We start from the raw sequence: 16,211 nt of genomic DNA, 5'->3' as shown, positions 1-16,211 counted from the left end.
CTCCAGACATCTTTACGAAAGGTAGTCTCACGTTCAATCAAACTCCGCAAAAATGACAAAAACGGCGGGAATCACCCCGCCGCCAAATCTAACTAATAATTAATTCGCGACTACATTGACCAATTTGCCAGGGACGGCAATGATCTTTCTGATTTGCTTTCCTTCAGTATGCTCTGCCACTTTTTCATCGTTCATGGCTAGCTCTTGAAGATCGTCACGGCTAATATCGCGTGGAACTGTAAGCTTCGCCCTTACTTTTCCATTCACTTGCAGCACGATTTCGATTTCGTTTTCGACCAGCTTGGACTCGTCGAATGCCGGCCACTCTGCATACGTAATCGATTCTTCATGACCAAGCTTGCTCCAAAGTTCTTCTGAAGCGTGCGGAGCGATAGGGGCTAGCATTTTCACAAATCCTTCCACATATTCCTTCGGCAAAACGTCCACTTTATAAGCGTCATTGATAAACACCATCAGCTGTGAGATGGCCGTATTGAAACGAAGGCCATCAAAGTCTTCCGTCACTTTTTTCACTGTTTGATGGTAGACTTTTTCAAGCTCCTGGCTGCTGCCATCTTGAACCTTGGAAGAAAGCTCACCATTTTCCTCAACAAACAATCTCCATACACGGTCAAGGAATCGACGGGCGCCATCAAGTCCATTGGTTGACCAAGTGACGGATGCTTCAAGCGGTCCCATGAACATTTCGTATAGTCTTAGGGTATCTGCGCCATGGCTTTCGACGATATCATCTGGATTGACGACATTCCCTTTTGATTTACTCATTTTCTCGTTATTTTCCCCGAGGATCATCCCTTGATTGAACAATCTTTGGAACGGCTCTTTCGTCGGCACTGCACCGATGTCATAAAGGAATTTATGCCAGAATCGTGCGTATAGAAGGTGAAGGACTGCATGCTCTGCACCACCGATATAAATATCGACCGGTAGCCAAGCTTGCAATTTTTCAGGATCTGCCAGCACTTCGCTGTTTTTGGGATCGATATAGCGCAAGTAGTACCAGCAGCTTCCAGCCCATTGCGGCATTGTATTCGTTTCTCTGCGGCCTTTTTTACCTGTTTCTGGATCAACGACATTCACCCAATCCGCAATGTTCGCAAGCGGTGATTCACCAGTGCCGGATGGTTTGATATCATCCGTTTTAGGCAGCATAACCGGAAGCTGCTCTTCTGGAACTGCGGACATCGTGCCATCTTCCCAATGGATGATTGGGATCGGCTCGCCCCAGTAGCGCTGGCGGCTGAAAAGCCAATCACGTAGCCGATAAGTAACTTTCTTCGTTCCGATTTGCTTTTCTTCCAGCCATAGAATCATTTTTGAAATGGCTTCCTCTTTGCCCATTCCATTTAGAAATTCAGAATTTACGTGTTCACCATCTCCTGTATAAGCTTCTTTTTCGACATTGCCTCCTGCTACGACTTCCTTGATGGGAAGGTCGAATTTGCGGGCAAATTCGTAGTCTCTTTCATCATGAGCCGGAACTGCCATGATTGCTCCTGTACCATAGCTCATAAGTACGTAGTCGGCGATCCAGATCGGCATCTTTTCGCCATTTACCGGGTTGATCGCGTAAGCACCTGTGAACACGCCCGTTTTATCCTTTGCCAAATCTGTTCTCTCTAAATCTGATTTTGCTTTTATTTGCTCCAAATATGCATCGACATTTGCACGTTGATCTTCGGATACGATTTCCTTCACAAATGGATGTTCTGGTGCAAGCACTGCATAAGTTGCACCAAAAAGTGTGTCTGGGCGAGTTGTAAATACAGTGAAGGTTTTGTCGAAGCCTTCAATCCCGAAAGTAACTTCTGCCCCTTCAGAACGGCCAATCCAGTTCCGCTGCATATCCTTCAAGCTCTCCGGCCAATCAAGCTCATCCAGATCTTCAATGAGACGGTCAGCGTATGCTGTGATCTTCAACATCCATTGCTTCATCGGACGGCGCTCAACGGGATGTCCGCCGCGCTCACTTTTCCCATCGATGACCTCTTCATTGGCAAGGACTGTTCCAAGGGCAGGACACCAGTTGACAGCCACTTCATCAATGTATGCCAATCCTTTTTCATAAAGTTTCAAGAAAATCCATTGCGTCCATTTGTAGTAATCTGGATCTGTTGTATTCACTTCCCGATCCCAATCGTAAGAGAATCCAAGAGATTTTATCTGCTTTTTGAACGTGGCGATGTTCTGCTCGGTGAATTCGGCAGGATCATTACCTGTATCGAGCGCATATTGTTCAGCAGGCAAGCCGAATGCATCCCAGCCCATTGGGTGAAGCACATTGTAGCCCTGCATCCTTTTGAATCTGGATAGAATATCCGTCGCGGTATATCCTTCTGGATGGCCGACGTGCAGTCCGGCACCGGATGGATATGGGAACATATCCAAAGCATAGAAATTGGATTTCCCATTAATTTCGGTTGTCTTGAATGTATCATGTGTTTCCCAATACTTTTGCCATTTCTTTTCAATGGCTTGGTGATCGAAACTCATTAAAAATCAACTCCCTTTTCGATTAAAAAACAATATAAAAAGCCTCTCATCCCATAAAAACATGGGACGAGAGGCTGTATATACGCAGCTCCCGCGGTACCACCCAAAATTAGTGTACACACTCGCTTCATTACATCCTTAACGCGGAAAACGGTCAAGCATTACAAGGGAGTCACCCCCTTCACACTGACAACTCAAAGGCGAGTTCATGAGGACCTTGGTTGACTTGCACCACCCGTCAACTCTCTAATCATACAAGATCTTTCATTACTATTCCTTTTCAACGTTTGTTTCTTTACATAATTGTATTAACTATTTTAGCCAATCTTATACATTGTTTCAAGCCTAATTTTTTCAGTCTGTATTAGCAAGCATAAATGAAACAGTTAGAAAGATTGATTTCCGATGGGCAACCATAATGTTATTGCACCGTATATCCGCCGTCGATGACCACTGCTTGCCCCGTGACCGCTCCTGCCTGTTCGCTGCTCAGGAAAACGGCGTAGTCCGCAATTTCTTTTACAGACAGCAGTCTCTTTTGCGGCACCAATGGATATATCACTTCCTCCAACACTCTTTCAACTGGAATATTTCTTGTTTTTGCGATATCTCCAAGCTGATTCTGGACAAGTGGAGTATCCACATAGCCCGGACAAATGGCATTGACAGTTATGCCATGCTCCGCCGTTTCCAGCGCAGCCACCTTTGTCAACCCGATCACACCATGCTTCGCGCTATTGTATGCAGCTTTTCCTGCAAAGCCGACAAGTCCATTGATGGAGGCCATATTTAATATCCGGCCAAACTTTTGCTCCTTCATGATGGGAATGGCATGTTTCATGGCGACGAAAGGAGCCGTCACCATGATTTTCAAAATCAGCTCAAATTTTTCTACAGGAAATTCCTCAATTGGTGCAACATGCTGAATTCCAGCATTGTTCACGAGAACATCAAGTTTCCCGATATGTTTTATCGTTTCATCAATGACCGATTTAATGTCCGACTCCTTCGTTACATCGCACACCAGTCCCAATGTCTCCAATCCCTGTTTGTTCAAACTATCTGCAGCCTTCGCAACCTTTTCCTCATTGATGTCCGTCAAAACTACACGTGCGCCGCGCTTGGCATATTCGGCAGCCAATTCAAACCCGATTCCTTGTGCCGCCCCTGTAATCAACACACATTTTCCTTCCATAACCAATAATGACTCCTTTCTATATTCCAAGACCAAGTGAGAATAATATGATTGCCAGTGTCAATCCGAGCAGAGGCACGATGACCGTCAGTGCACCGACCGCACCATAAGCATCTTTATGAGTCTCCCCGCAGATCGCCCGGATCGTCGTCACGACATATCCGTTATGCGGAAGTGAATCCAATGCACCTGAAGAAATGGACACGACACGGTGAAGCGCCTCGGGATTCACACCAGCATCCATATAATGCGGTGCCAACAACGGCAATGCGATAGCCTGCCCGCCTGAAGCAGAGCCTGTCATCCCAGCAATGACGCTGACGGCTATCGCCCCGCCAATCAAAGGGGATCCAGGGATATGCGTCATATAATCGACCGCTTGAGTAAAGGCAGGAACAGCCTTTGCAACCCCGCCGAAACCGACGACTGCAGCCGTGTTGCCAATTGCGATCAATGCACCCATTGTTCCTTCCGATACGGCATTCCAGAACGAGTTGAAATATTTTCGATTCAATAGATACGTAAAGATGACGCCACCCAATAATGCAATGATCAGTGCAGATTCTTTCAATGAATCATGGAATGTGAATGCAAGGACCAATACGACAACCAATGGAATCAACCCCAGCACCGGGTGTGGCAATGCTTTATCCACTGCAACCGGATCACTTTCCCTCCCTACAAATCTTTCGCCTTTTGCGACAGCTTTTTTGATCATGCGCTTGAGCCACCAATACCCAAATACTGCCATGAAAACAGCCACCAGTAAACTGACTTCCCATCCAGCATATGGAGTGGTGTTGAGATATTGTATAGGTATCCAGTTTTGGATTTCAGGCGACCCCGCTGAAGTCATCGTAAATGTTACGGACCCAAATGATAATGCAGCTGGAATAAATCGGCGGGGAAGATCTGCCTGCTTGAAAAGGCTGATTGCCATCGGATAAACCGAGAATGCAACAACGAATAAACTGACTCCTCCATATGTCAAGACAGCACAAGCAACTACAATGGCCAATACGGCATATTTCATACCGAGCTTGTCAACGACAAATTTAGAGATACTGTCTGCCGCTCCGCTGTCTTCCATGACCTTTCCAAAGATGGCTCCTAATAGGAACATCAAATACCAAGCAGTAACGAAGCTGGAAAATCCGGTCATATAATTTCCGACTAAATTCGCTTGACCATCCCCCGCAAGCTGAGGAAAGAGCGGCATTCCACTAAAAACCGCTACAAATAGGGCAGAAATCGGCCCGACAATCAATAAGTTCATCCCTTTCATCGTTAAAAAAATCAATAAAAATAATCCACCAATAAGTCCAATCATACTGAGCATTCTACTTCCCCCTTGTTATCTATGGATGAGACGCTTTCCTTTGACCTCCTTTTTATAAAATGTCTCAATAAAGTTTAATGCAAGTTTTATGCCAAAATTGTAAGCGCTTTATATAAAGGGCAATTAACTTTTTATTTTTGTCACTTTCCGAAATTCCGGACTAATTGAGGAAATTTTCTAAAAAATGAACAAAAGAAACATTCCGACTTCTCGGAATGTAATCCGAAAAACCGGAACGTCAGCTCAATCCATATTTATTTAATTTTTCATAAAGAGTGGACTTACTTATTCCAAGTACTTTTGCCATCATCAATTTATCATTATGATATTTTTCCAGGCTATTTTGAAGGACTCCCCTTTCAGCTTCCTCCAAAATTTCCTTCAATGTTCTTTCACCTAATGGATAGAGCGCAGCATTCCTCAAATATTCAGGCAGCGACTCCATCTGGATCATTTCAGAAGATGAGAGATGGACCGCTGCTTCAACCGAATTTTCAAGCTCCCGGATGTTCCCCGGCCAGCTGTATTGGATAAATCTTTGGCGGACATGCTCCTCCATTCCATTAATCCGTTTCCCGATTTTCTTGGAAACCTTTTGAACAAAATGATTCAAAAGTAGGGAAATATCCTCAATTCTTTCACGGAGAGGTGGAATTTCGAACGGAACGACATTTATCCGGTAGTAAAGGTCCTCCCTAAATCTTTTCTCCTCCATCATTCTTTCCAAAGGGCGATTCGTCGCCGCCAGAATACGGACATTTACCGATGAGGGAACAGTCGATCCGACCGGTTCAATCTCACCTTCCTGAAGGGCCCTCAGCAGTTTGACCTGCATGTTCATCGGCATGTCCCCGATTTCATCCAAAAAAAGTGTTCCACCATCTGCAAGTTGGAACTTCCCTTTTTTGCCTCCTTTTTTTGCTCCTGTAAATGCACCTTCTTCATATCCAAATAACTCAGATTCAAGTAAATGCTCCGGTATGGCTGCACAGTTAAGTTTTATGAAGGGCTGGGGGCTGCGGTTGCTCAACTGATGGATGCTGTGTGCAAACAGCTCCTTGCCCGTCCCGCTTTCCCCCCTGATCAAAATGGAAATATCGCTTGCTGCCACCAGCTTGACTTTTTCTTTCAGCTCCAATACTTTCGGAGAATTGGTCAAAATGTCATTCAATGTATACTTAGCTCCACTATTAATATCCTGGATATAGCTTTGTATTTTAGACATCAAGTCCTTTACATGTGAACTCATCTGCATCCAGTGGCTTGTATCCCTGAAGATGACCGTCCCGAAAGCACCGATGCTTTTTCCATTAGAAAAAATCGGGATCCTGTTTGCAATCATATAGCTTCCCCTTATGTACTGAAGTTCTGCCAATTCTTCCTTGCCTGTTTCTGCTACAATATGCATGCGGGTATTTTCAATCACTTCCGTCACATGCTTTCCCACTACTTCTTCTTGAGAAACCTCTACAAACTCACAATAATTCTTATTCATATATGTAATGAATCCTTTATGATCGACGACAACAATCCATTCATATGCATTTTCCAAAATGGTATCAACTACGTCCAGCGAAATCTCTGAAATGGACTGACGCATAATTCTCACCTGCTCATTTTATGAATTGATATGGATACTTCCTATTAATACATTTTCTTGATAAAACGGATTTATCCTTTTTTTAACGTTCTTTTCGTAAGGCTCTTTTCTCGAATTTTGTTGCTTTAACAACTAAAATTGGATCGTCCATTCAATTTTATCTCTTTAAAATGGCCTAATAATCGTGAAATGAGCCGGGATTCTATTTTTCAACGCGCTAAACATCTATTTACGCGTTAAAATCAGCAGTAAGATTTTAACCACAATCTTTACGAAAACAGCCTTTCGTAAACTTTGGTGCCATTAATTAAAAGTGAGTAAAGTGGATTTCCGCGGCTGGATGCTCACTTTCCGAGGGGCGGACGGTGAACCCTCAGGAGTCTCGCACCATCCGTTCCAATCAACATAGAGGGTTAATAATTCCTATTCCAAAAGTAAAACCAAAAATCATTTTTTAAAACAAGGTTATGTTCTAGAAAGGTGTTGATATTAGCCGTGTGCAGCAGGTCGCAGACCTTTGGCAGGAAAGATCAAGTCAGGTGGCCTTGGAAGCTATAGCCGAGAAGGAAGAAAGTGGATGTTCGATTCATGTGAGACCCCGCGTAAAGCGAAGACTTGCACGGAAATCAACAGTCGTGTTTAACAGAGCAAAAAAAAAAACCGACAAATAAAGTCGGTTCTTCAAGCAGAAACTTTTGATACATCCGTATTCTTCACTAGGTTTCGATCATAAATGGTTGTAAAGAAAATGGAGACGATCAATAGAGTGATCAAAACAACAAAAAGGGACTGCATCCCGAATAAATCAACAATGATCCCGCCGGAAAGTGGCCCGATCATACGACCTCCAGTCGCAGTGCTATTGACCACCCCTTGATAGAAGCCTTCCCTTCCTTTTGGTGCAAGCTGATTGGCAATGGTCGGCACCGCTGGCCAAACGAACATTTCACCGATGGTCAAAATGACCATCGCTGCTAAAAATCCAGGAAAATGATGGACGAAGCCTGTGGCACTGAATGAAAGAATAAAGATACAAATTCCGATAAGGATTTGGGTTTTCATGCTTGCTGCCGTTTTTTTAACCACAATTGAAACGAATGGCTGCCCAAGAACAATAAGTGCCCCATTCACAGTCCATAATAAACTATATGATTTCAAGGGGATATGAAGTTCCTGTGTATAGGAAGCAATGGTCGATTGCCATTGGACGTAAGCGACCCAGCATAGGAGATAGCCAATACAAAGCACCATGAGGGCCGTAAATTTACTTTTATTTTTTATATAGCTGCCTTCCTGGATGATTGACGTTTGCTTCATGTTTCTTGCTTGGATTTTTTTATATCCGAATACTGCAATTACGGCAAAAATGGAGTACATGAATAAGTTGGCCATAAAGACATAGCTGAAAGAATAGGAGGCGACTAGTCCTCCCAAAGCAGACCCGATGGCCACTCCGGCGTTCTGTGCCACATAAATGGCATTAAAACCTTTTCTGCCACCTTCCGGCCATACAGAGCCGGCCATCGCATACATGGCGGGAAAGATAATGCCTGACCCGAACCCAATGATTATTAGGAAAAGGATATAAGGCTCCCACGTATTCCATAAGGTTAAACCGATAAGTGCACTGATGGTTATGCCGAGTCCTATAAGAATCGTGCGATACCCTCCGGCTTTATCAAAAAGAACACCGCCGCCTAAATTCCCAATGACGCTTGCGCCTGAATTGAGCATCAGCACCAATCCTGCCACAGAAAGTGATTTTCCTAATTCCCCATGGATATAAATTGTATTTAATGGCCATAGAAAAGAAGATCCGGTAACATTGACCATCATTCCAATTACCAAAAGCCAAAGTGATTTTGGCATCATAATCCGCTCCAGTTACAATAATTTTTTATACCAGAACGATTTTATTCCTTTTAAGGATGTTGTGCAATAAAAAAATTTCGAGTTGCTAATTATTTTTTTAAACACAATATTAAGATAATAAGTAATCCAAAAATCCTACTGCTAAGATGGATTTTTCAGCCCCCACTTATTGGTGACAGGCACTATAGTGCATAGCTGTAGCTGGGACAATTGGGTGTGATGGAAAAAGCAAAACATGATGACATTTTTTGGGGTAAACGATGGAGTAGTTGCCGATCCTGAAGAAGTAAATAGCATACTTCCGCAAAAATCTACCCATTTGAACAGCGAAACTTCCTTTTTTCACTTCATGACGCATGGATTTACCGAGTTTACAGTTAAGTGAAGCAATTTATTTAACTTGGTCCTTCTGAAATAATGCGAATTGCAAAGGAAAAGGCTGTCGAAAAAAGTTTTTTCGACAGCCTTAGGGACATCCCTCTTGCAGTTATGCCATTAATCTGGATTTTCAATATGCTGTTTTGACTTGATTGGCTGTGCGTGCTGTTCATACCTTTTCTTTGATTCCTTCACAGGATCGTAGTCTTTCCCCAATTCTACATCCTGATTGTTAACCCCATTCCGGGTCTTTTGTTCCGGATTGCTTCGTTCAGAACGTTTTTTCATCTGCAATGCTCCTTAATGGTCATGATTCAGTAATATCATTTGATTTTGCAGTTGCTGCAGCTGCAGGCGCTTCCTGTGCAGCATTTCCCGCTGCTGGGCATTTGCGCTTTGAGCTAGATGGGTCAATTCGTTATAGGATTGTTCGATTTGCCCCATAGCATCCGTATATTCCTGATCATGATAGTGATCTTGTTTACTTCCTGAGAGAAGATGCTGTTCAGCATTGCGGATAGCATCTTCACATTGTTGAAAGAATTGATCCATCGAGTTGCGTGTAGTCATATTTATCCCCCTGCTTATGACTTTAGAAGCATTTTGCTTCTATCATTATTGTGTTCAATTCCGGGACTGCTATGATGGTAATGAAAGGACATCCCGCAATTCCATTGGATTGGTGCTTTGTTCATGATAAAATTTCATGTATGACTTTACAAAAGAACTGGAGGCTGGCTGATGAGTCAGGCAAACCCTTTTTTATATGCAAGTGATGATAAACGATATCATACATGGAATTACCACTTAAGGAATCATTTTGGGCATAAAGTCTTTAAAGTCGCCTTGGACGGTGGCTTTGACTGTCCAAATCGGGATGGCACCGTTGCTCATGGCGGCTGTACATTTTGCAGTGCAGCAGGCTCTGGCGATTTTGCCGGAAATCGTGCTGATGATCTTGAAACACAATTTTTTGAGATAAAGAACAAAATGCATAACAAATGGAAAAACGGAAAATATATGGCCTATTTTCAAGCTTTCACCAATACCCACGGACCAGTGGAGGAACTTAAGGAAAAATACGAAACCGTGTTGAAACAGGAAGATGTTGTCGGTCTCTCCATTGCTACAAGGCCAGACTGCCTCCCAGATGAAGTGGTCGAATATTTGGCTGAATTAAACGAAAGAACCTATCTATGGGTGGAGCTCGGACTCCAAACCGTCCATGAGAAAACGGCCAGGATCATCAACAGGGCTCATGACTACGCCTGCTATAAAGAAGGCGTTCAGAAACTCCGCAAGCACGGCATACGGGTTTGTTCCCATATAATCAACGGACTTCCCCTTGAAGATTATGACATGATGATGGAAACGGTCAACGAAGTTGCCCGCTTGGATGTACAAGGAATTAAAATTCATCTCCTCCATTTGTTAAAGGGGACTCCAATGGTCAAGCAATACGAAAAAGGAATGCTTGAGCTTTTATCTTTTGATGATTATATCCAATTGGTATGTGACCAGCTTGAGAGGATCCCGCCTGAAATGATTGTCCACCGCATCACTGGGGATGGACCGATCGATTTGATGGTCGGTCCGATGTGGAGCGTAAACAAGTGGAAAGTGTTGAATGAAATAGATGCTGAATTAAAGCGCCGCAACAGCTGGCAAGGAAAATATTATAAGAAAAATAAGTTGGAGCTGAGAGCATGATTTTGGAAAGAATACTTCCATTTGGAAGAGCATTGTTGGAAAAAGTCATTCACGAAGGGGACATCGCCGTCGACGCGACAATTGGGAATGGACACGATACTTTGTTCTTATCACAATTGGTAGGAGAAACAGGAAGAGTGTATGGCTTTGACATTCAGCCGGAAGCAATTCAAACAACGAAAGAAAGACTGGAAGAACATGGCCTTTCCCATAGGGTTACGTTATTTCAAAATGGACATGAGACTGTGATGAATTCTCTGCCCCCTGTGCATTATGGGAAAATTGCAGGCGCGGTCTTTAACCTGGGATATTTGCCTGGCGGGGATAAAACGCTCGTAACGAGGCCAAGGACTACATTATCTGCCATTGGACAGCTGATCGAAATGATGAAGCCGGGCGGAATCATCGTGATAGTTATTTACCATGGTCATCGAGAAGGGGCAGTGGAACGGGACTATATTTTACGATTTGTAAAACAGCTCGACCAAAACGATGTCCACGTCTTGCAATACCAATTCATCAATCAGGAAAATAATCCGCCATTTGTGGTGGCCATTGAAAAAAGATAACAAAAAGGACGGGGATCAGTAATCCCGTCCTTTTCAGTGTACTTATTTTGAGATCTCGATTCTTCCAACAGAGCGGTCTTTACTTTCACCAGTCACCCGGATTTTCAAACCGTATTTAGGTACATCACGGCCTGCGTCTGGAACCTTGCTGTCAAGGTAATTATGACGATCATCAAACATCGGAGTCGGATGCGTATCATAATCCTTAAGCGTCAGTCCAAGCAAGTCTGTGTAATCCAAGAACATTTTATCCGTTCTATCCAAGCTGAAGGCTGCATCATGTATTTGATATCGAGTGGATGCCATAGTATTGTCGCTCCATTTCAGCTCATGCTGATCGGCATCGACCACGCCAAGGAAGCCTTCACCTGGATGGATGCCTGTCCAGTTATCATCATACTTATCATCGACATACCACACAACCAAGCCTGGATCATATTCCATCATGCTGTTTCCGCGTTTCAAATGTGCCAAACCTTCATCGACACCTTGATGGTTTCTCCATTCCAATAAATAATAATGGTCCGTATACATTTTTCCATTATTTTTTTCAAAACCATCCAAAGTGACTGCTTGATCGCCATCGGCATTATCAGTAAGTACAGTCTCTCCATCGACGGTCACTTGGATATCATCCACATAAAATCCTGGCATTGCCGCAGCGACATCCGTCCAGTAATTGAATTTCACTTCCATATTTTTACCGGCATATGCGCTCAGATCAAAGGAACCGTCTACCCATCCGTCTGATTTGCCTGTGATGCCGTCTCCAGGATTTTGTCCATTCGGATCAGCCGTTGTCGTCAGATTTCCTGGAACTGTTGTCCAGTCATCATTCGTTCCAGCTTCTCTTACCTTAATGGATGCATAATCCCAATCCTGCTCGATGTCATACCATGTTTTAAAATTCAAGGAAGCGTTCGCCGCCTTCGTTAAATCCACATTAAAAGACATGGAATTTTCCAGGTTGTTTCCACTTCCGCTGAAGTATTCGCTGCTGCCGCTATATGGAGTATTCACAACAGTTTCCTTCTTCGGAAGATTGATTTTTAACGCATCAAGATTTGTTCCTTTCGTACTTGCTTGGTCAAGCAAAGCTTCGACACCTTTTTTATCGATGTCAGCCAAGTCGATTTCGGCATCCTTCAGCCAGTTGCCGCCATGGGCAGCCTGCAGGAATTCCTTCGACCAAGCACTGAAGCCTGATGGCTCTGTACCCGGCACCGCTCCTGACCAGCTTCCGCTTGCCATGATGGACCAGTAGGATACCGCTTCCCCAGCACCTGAATATTGAGTGTCATATTCATCCGGTAGCCCTAGATCATGGCCGTATTCATGGGCGAATACACCGGCGGCGCCATCTGCAGGTTCGATTGTATAGTCATAAGCCCCCATGCTTCCTCCCCAATAAGGTACATCAGTGGAGGTGTTTGGAATTTCATATGGGGCACCCAAATTCCAGCGATGTGACCAGATTGCATCCTCACCGAGCTTTCCGCCCCCGGCTTCCTCACCGACAGAAGAGTGCACGACCATCAAGTGATCGACGAGACCATCCGGCTCATTGTAGTTGCCATCGCCATCCAAGTCATAGCGATCCTCTTGGTCATAGTCGGCTAAATTGACATTTGGATCTTTAGCAGCAGCATCCAAAGCTTCTTTGATCAATCCTCTTGCATTGGCATCACTGCCGTTTGAACCATTCCCGCCATAATAGGCTGCTGGTTGCTTAGCCATGTACCACCCGGCTACCTGGCCGTCGATCGTATAGCTGCCGCCTGATTGCTGCTCATAGTATTGCTTGACGGATATCTTGTTTTTGCCATCCGGCCCTTTGTAGCCATGATCCCCGAAGATCATGTCTTGATAGTGCTGCTGTGTATAATCCGAATAGTACATATCTGTATCGCCAGGTTTGATTTGATTATGTGGGAAATCTGGATATTCAATCAGCAGGACAAGCACTTTGTCCTTCCGTTCTGTCCCGTTATATTTTTCAGGCACAACATTGTCCACAGCATCTTTGTGATGGCTTCCTTTATCGTGCCCTCCTTTTTGATGCTTCATTTTATCCTTGATATTTTCTTGCAGTTTCTCTTGTTCCTTGATGAGCTGGCCATCATCCGGAACACCTGTTTCAGCCTGCTTCGCCTTCGTTTTCAAAAATTGATTGACAGCATTTTCTGCCTCTGCAGCCGTTGCATTTTGTGGAATGGCACCGCTTTTCTTCAGCATTTCAATCAATTTATCTTGATTCGCAATGGCAAGATCGACTGGACCACCTGTAGAGTGTGATTCATTCCCTTTTTGTACTTGTGATTGGCCAAAATCCACTGTTTTGGCGTAGCTGCTGCCAGGCAGAGCAAAAGCACCAAGGCTCAGCGCTGCCACCATGGCCATTGAAAGAACTTTCTTCGCCTTCAACTTTCTTCCCCCTTTAGTGAAATATCTGTTTAATACACTAAAGATTTATATGTTTTTTCAGAAAAATCCTTCTTTTTCTACAAAAACAGGAAGAAAGCTCCAGGGAATTATTTACACAATATGATAATTTTCCTGAATAACCGACAATTACTTTAGTTCTTTTAGCCCATAAACACATCTATATGCCTAAAAAAAGAGACGATCAAAGTCGTCTCTTTCAAAAATTACTTTATTTCGCCATTTGTTTGGCCAATCCAGCCGGAATTGCCCGTTGAATCCTTCGATACATTCTTCCGTTCCAATAAAAGAAGTAGCTAATGGCTCCACCGGCCTTCATGATTTTCTTTGCAATCGATTGGATATGCTTTTGCTGATGCACTTTATCGTCTGACAAGTATACCCCCAACAACCCTCGATTGATTAATTTATGGAATTTTTGATGCGGGAGATTTTCTGTGAACTTATCAGCCTGCACGACGAAATGCTTCAACCGCTCCAACAGCCTCTCATCATTTTCATAATAGAAGCAGAAATTCAGATCACCGCCATTTCTGTCCTCTTCCTGATCGATGAAATAATCCAAAAGGATATGTAAGCCCTGGATATATGGAAAATATCCATTTCGTATCATGGAAGCATGCTCTTTTTCGAAATCGGTCCTCAATGCATAGGAAACTAAACAAAAAATTCCTAATGTCGAACCTGAACAAGCAGAGAATTCATGCCACTCCATTTCGGGCAGTTGACTCTTATAAAGGGCAAACCACTTTTGCAGCCTCCCTTCACGTTCTTCCACTTTTACATGCTTATGAATTTGAAGATCGCTGTAATATTGGCAAAGCTCCAATAAGTATTCTTTAATTTCCTGATAATTAACAATATCCCTTAGAACATGCTGGCATGTCCTCACTAGCGACGCCAGATAATCACCATCATTTTGGTCCTCTCGAAGGCGATAATAGTTCCTTGAAGGGGCTCCGACTGTCAGGGCATCCTTCATGGATTCATGCAAAGCAGCAAAATCTTCAGGGTCCAAAGAAGTGCTCCGATCACACAAGTTGTCCAAATAGTCGCTGATGGTTTGATAGGCGACGATGAATTTTATGGCATCCGCCCTATTTTCCAAAGCCAGCAACCCTAATATGGAACCTCCTTCACAGTGGAAGGTTTTATGTTCGATGCTGGCAAGCGCCTGTTTCCTTAGTTCATCATTGGGTATTTCCTGAGCTTTCTCCTTCCAAAAGGAAAGCTCTTTGTGTACCAGCGGAAATACCTTGCGATAAACTTGATTCATCAAGGAAAACGGCTGAGAAGGAATCGACATTATTACACCTCACTCCACAACATAGCCGAGGGTACGCAAACGGTTTTCAACGAAGTTCTTTGCATATGCAAACACATCATCCCTTTCCGGCTCATTGAAAATTTCATGGTAGCATTTATTCCATTCTTTAAATTGTTTTTCTGATAATGGCACTTGATTGAACCAATCTTTCACAACGGTCTTGTTCACTATTTTATCATCTCCGCCCTGCATGACCAAAAGCGGATAATCAGGCAGCTTTTCCATATTCACAAAAGCCAGCTTCATCGCCTTGACCAGCTCCCGATACCAGCGGACAGACACTTTTGTTACGTATAATGTATCATTGACATCAATTTCACGGACTTCTTCGTTTCGAGTCGCCATGTCAACGGTCAATCCACTTGGAAATTTAAGTGTCGGGAAAACGGTATTCAAACCATAAGATAATAATCCGACTGCTTTGGATGGGTATTTCACCAAGCCAAGACATGGAGATGAAAGGACCACTCCTGCCAGATTCAGCCTATGCTCCTGCAAGGCACGGATCGTCACCAATCCTCCCATGCTATGCCCGAGCAAAAAAACAGGCAGATCAAACTGATAAGCTGCTTGGACCCAGTCCTTTACTTCAATTATATAATCATCAAAGGAATCGATATGTCCTCTTTTGGATCTTGATGTCATTCCTTGTCCCGGTAAATCACCCATGATTACATGATATCCGGCTGAACGCCACATTTCAATCAGCCAGCCATAACGTCCATGATGTTCCATTGCCCCGTGTACCATGACAATCACAGCCTTGGCAGGACCATCTGCTTCCCATTTCCACATATGAAATCCTCCTTCTATCTTGTATAGATTATACTAAACCGGCCGCAAATGTTAAAATCATTTCTATCAGCACTGATACCTCCTGGTGTCTTTTCAAGACTGTCTCGCTTGATATACACTGAAGGATTATTAAGAAATTCTTAACAGTTTTTCTAAAAAAAAAACGATTAATGTTGATTGAAGCGGAAGGTGCGAGACTCCGGAGGAAGCAGCGGGCCAGGCGAGACCCTGCAGCGAAGCGAGGAGATGTTAGGCAGATGTCCGATTAAGTTCGGCACGTCCTCGAAAAATGCAAACATTTTTTCTTCGTGCAATGTGTCGCTGCCGAAGTGTTCCTTGTCCTGTGCCAACACCGAACGACCTCACTTTGTGTGACGCCCCTCGGAAAGCGAGTATCCTGCAGCGGAAATCAACCTTACGCAACCTTTGACCATTAGCACAAAATTTACGATTAAGTGTCTTTTATAAGA

At 43.7% G+C, this 16,211-nt stretch carries 13 protein-coding genes and 1 other annotated feature; of the genes, 3 read left to right on the top strand and 10 right to left on the bottom strand.

Going from position 1 to position 16,211, the window contains the following annotated elements; all coding sequences use genetic code 11:
- Positions 1–99: 99 nt before the first annotated feature.
- The 5 genes from leuS to D9X91_RS00300 form a co-directional block, all read right to left on the bottom strand.
- Positions 100–2,514, bottom strand: a complete 2,415-nt coding sequence (gene leuS / locus D9X91_RS00320; RefSeq protein ID WP_121678568.1) for a leucine--tRNA ligase — start codon at positions 2,512–2,514, stop codon at positions 100–102.
- A 59-nt stretch (positions 2,515–2,573) separates the two neighbouring features.
- Positions 2,574–2,807: a binding site (T-box leader), on the bottom strand.
- 128 nt (positions 2,808–2,935) lie between these two features.
- Complete coding sequence (locus D9X91_RS00315) at positions 2,936–3,709, bottom strand: 3-hydroxybutyrate dehydrogenase (protein ID WP_121678567.1); 774 nt, start codon at positions 3,707–3,709, stop codon at positions 2,936–2,938.
- A gap of 19 nt (positions 3,710–3,728) precedes the next feature.
- Entirely contained in the window at positions 3,729–5,048 is a 1,320-nt protein-coding gene (locus D9X91_RS00310) for a GntP family permease (protein ID WP_121678566.1), read from the bottom strand.
- Positions 5,049–5,286: 238 nt separating this feature from the next.
- A complete protein-coding gene (locus D9X91_RS00305; RefSeq protein WP_121678565.1) occupies positions 5,287–6,648 on the bottom strand; it encodes a sigma-54 interaction domain-containing protein in 1,362 nt (453 codons plus the stop codon).
- Positions 6,649–7,329: 681 nt separating this feature from the next.
- On the bottom strand, positions 7,330–8,517 hold the full coding sequence (locus D9X91_RS00300; RefSeq protein WP_121678564.1) for an MDR family MFS transporter: 1,188 nt from the start codon (positions 8,515–8,517) through the stop codon (positions 7,330–7,332).
- Between the two features lie 238 nt (positions 8,518–8,755).
- On the opposite strand from D9X91_RS00300, the gene D9X91_RS22400 reads away from it, so the two are divergent.
- Positions 8,756–8,905: a hypothetical protein gene (locus tag D9X91_RS22400; RefSeq protein WP_158598199.1), complete on the top strand. Its 150-nt coding sequence runs from the start codon at positions 8,756–8,758 to the stop codon at positions 8,903–8,905.
- 110 nt (positions 8,906–9,015) lie between these two features.
- On the opposite strand, the gene D9X91_RS00295 is transcribed toward D9X91_RS22400, so the two are convergent.
- Both D9X91_RS00295 and D9X91_RS00290 read right to left on the bottom strand, forming a co-directional pair.
- Positions 9,016–9,186, bottom strand: coding sequence for a glycogen biosynthesis protein GlgD (locus tag D9X91_RS00295; RefSeq protein ID WP_121678563.1), 171 nt, complete (start codon positions 9,184–9,186; stop codon positions 9,016–9,018).
- 12 nt (positions 9,187–9,198) lie between these two features.
- Positions 9,199–9,468, bottom strand: coding sequence for a DUF2524 family protein (locus tag D9X91_RS00290; RefSeq protein ID WP_121678562.1), 270 nt, complete (start codon positions 9,466–9,468; stop codon positions 9,199–9,201).
- Positions 9,469–9,639: 171 nt separating this feature from the next.
- Here D9X91_RS00290 and D9X91_RS00285 point away from each other — a divergent pair, with 171 nt between their 5' ends.
- Together D9X91_RS00285 and D9X91_RS00280 are read left to right on the top strand one after the other, a co-directional pair.
- Positions 9,640–10,608, top strand: a complete 969-nt coding sequence (locus tag D9X91_RS00285; RefSeq protein WP_121678561.1) for a TIGR01212 family radical SAM protein — start codon at positions 9,640–9,642, stop codon at positions 10,606–10,608.
- On the top strand, positions 10,605–11,177 hold the full coding sequence (locus tag D9X91_RS00280) for a class I SAM-dependent methyltransferase (RefSeq protein WP_121678560.1): 573 nt from the start codon (positions 10,605–10,607) through the stop codon (positions 11,175–11,177). The genes D9X91_RS00285 and D9X91_RS00280 overlap by 4 nt, the downstream gene beginning before the upstream one ends.
- A gap of 42 nt (positions 11,178–11,219) precedes the next feature.
- Here D9X91_RS00280 and D9X91_RS00275 read toward each other — a convergent pair whose 3' ends face one another.
- The 3 genes from D9X91_RS00275 to D9X91_RS00265 all read right to left on the bottom strand — a co-directional run bounded on the left by D9X91_RS00275 (position 11,220) and on the right by D9X91_RS00265 (position 15,741).
- The gene (locus tag D9X91_RS00275; RefSeq protein WP_407644165.1) at positions 11,220–13,601 is read right to left on the bottom strand and encodes an immune inhibitor A domain-containing protein; all 2,382 of its coding nucleotides are present in this window, start codon (positions 13,599–13,601) and stop codon (positions 11,220–11,222) included.
- Between the two features lie 229 nt (positions 13,602–13,830).
- Positions 13,831–14,925 carry a tetraprenyl-beta-curcumene synthase family protein gene (locus D9X91_RS00270; RefSeq protein WP_121678559.1) on the bottom strand — a complete coding sequence of 365 codons (1,095 nt, stop codon included), beginning with the start codon at positions 14,923–14,925 and terminating at the stop codon, positions 13,831–13,833.
- A gap of 9 nt (positions 14,926–14,934) precedes the next feature.
- Entirely contained in the window at positions 14,935–15,741 is an 807-nt protein-coding gene (locus D9X91_RS00265; RefSeq protein ID WP_121678558.1) for an alpha/beta hydrolase, read from the bottom strand.
- Positions 15,742–16,211: the final 470 nt, after the last annotated feature.

It is taken from the genome of Falsibacillus albus (genome assembly GCF_003668575.1).
Lineage (GTDB): Bacteria > Bacillota > Bacilli > Bacillales > DSM-25281 > Falsibacillus > Falsibacillus albus.
Note: the sequence above shows the minus strand (reverse complement) of the source record. Positions and strands in the feature narration are given on the sequence as shown.

Coding starts and splice junctions, on each gene's coding strand:
- leuS (WP_121678568.1), bottom strand. CDS start 2,514: ATGAGTTTCGATCACCAAGCCATTGAAAAGAAATGGCAAAAGTATTGG.
- D9X91_RS00315 (WP_121678567.1), bottom strand. CDS start 3,709: ATGGAAGGAAAATGTGTGTTGATTACAGGGGCGGCACAAGGAATCGGG.
- D9X91_RS00310 (WP_121678566.1), bottom strand. CDS start 5,048: ATGCTCAGTATGATTGGACTTATTGGTGGATTATTTTTATTGATTTTT.
- D9X91_RS00305 (WP_121678565.1), bottom strand. CDS start 6,648: ATGCGTCAGTCCATTTCAGAGATTTCGCTGGACGTAGTTGATACCATT.
- D9X91_RS00300 (WP_121678564.1), bottom strand. CDS start 8,517: ATGCCAAAATCACTTTGGCTTTTGGTAATTGGAATGATGGTCAATGTT.
- D9X91_RS22400 (WP_158598199.1), top strand. CDS start 8,756: ATGATGACATTTTTTGGGGTAAACGATGGAGTAGTTGCCGATCCTGAA.
- D9X91_RS00295 (WP_121678563.1), bottom strand. CDS start 9,186: ATGAAAAAACGTTCTGAACGAAGCAATCCGGAACAAAAGACCCGGAAT.
- D9X91_RS00290 (WP_121678562.1), bottom strand. CDS start 9,468: ATGACTACACGCAACTCGATGGATCAATTCTTTCAACAATGTGAAGAT.
- D9X91_RS00285 (WP_121678561.1), top strand. CDS start 9,640: ATGAGTCAGGCAAACCCTTTTTTATATGCAAGTGATGATAAACGATAT.
- D9X91_RS00280 (WP_121678560.1), top strand. CDS start 10,605: ATGATTTTGGAAAGAATACTTCCATTTGGAAGAGCATTGTTGGAAAAA.
- D9X91_RS00270 (WP_121678559.1), bottom strand. CDS start 14,925: ATGTCGATTCCTTCTCAGCCGTTTTCCTTGATGAATCAAGTTTATCGC.
- D9X91_RS00265 (WP_121678558.1), bottom strand. CDS start 15,741: ATGTGGAAATGGGAAGCAGATGGTCCTGCCAAGGCTGTGATTGTCATG.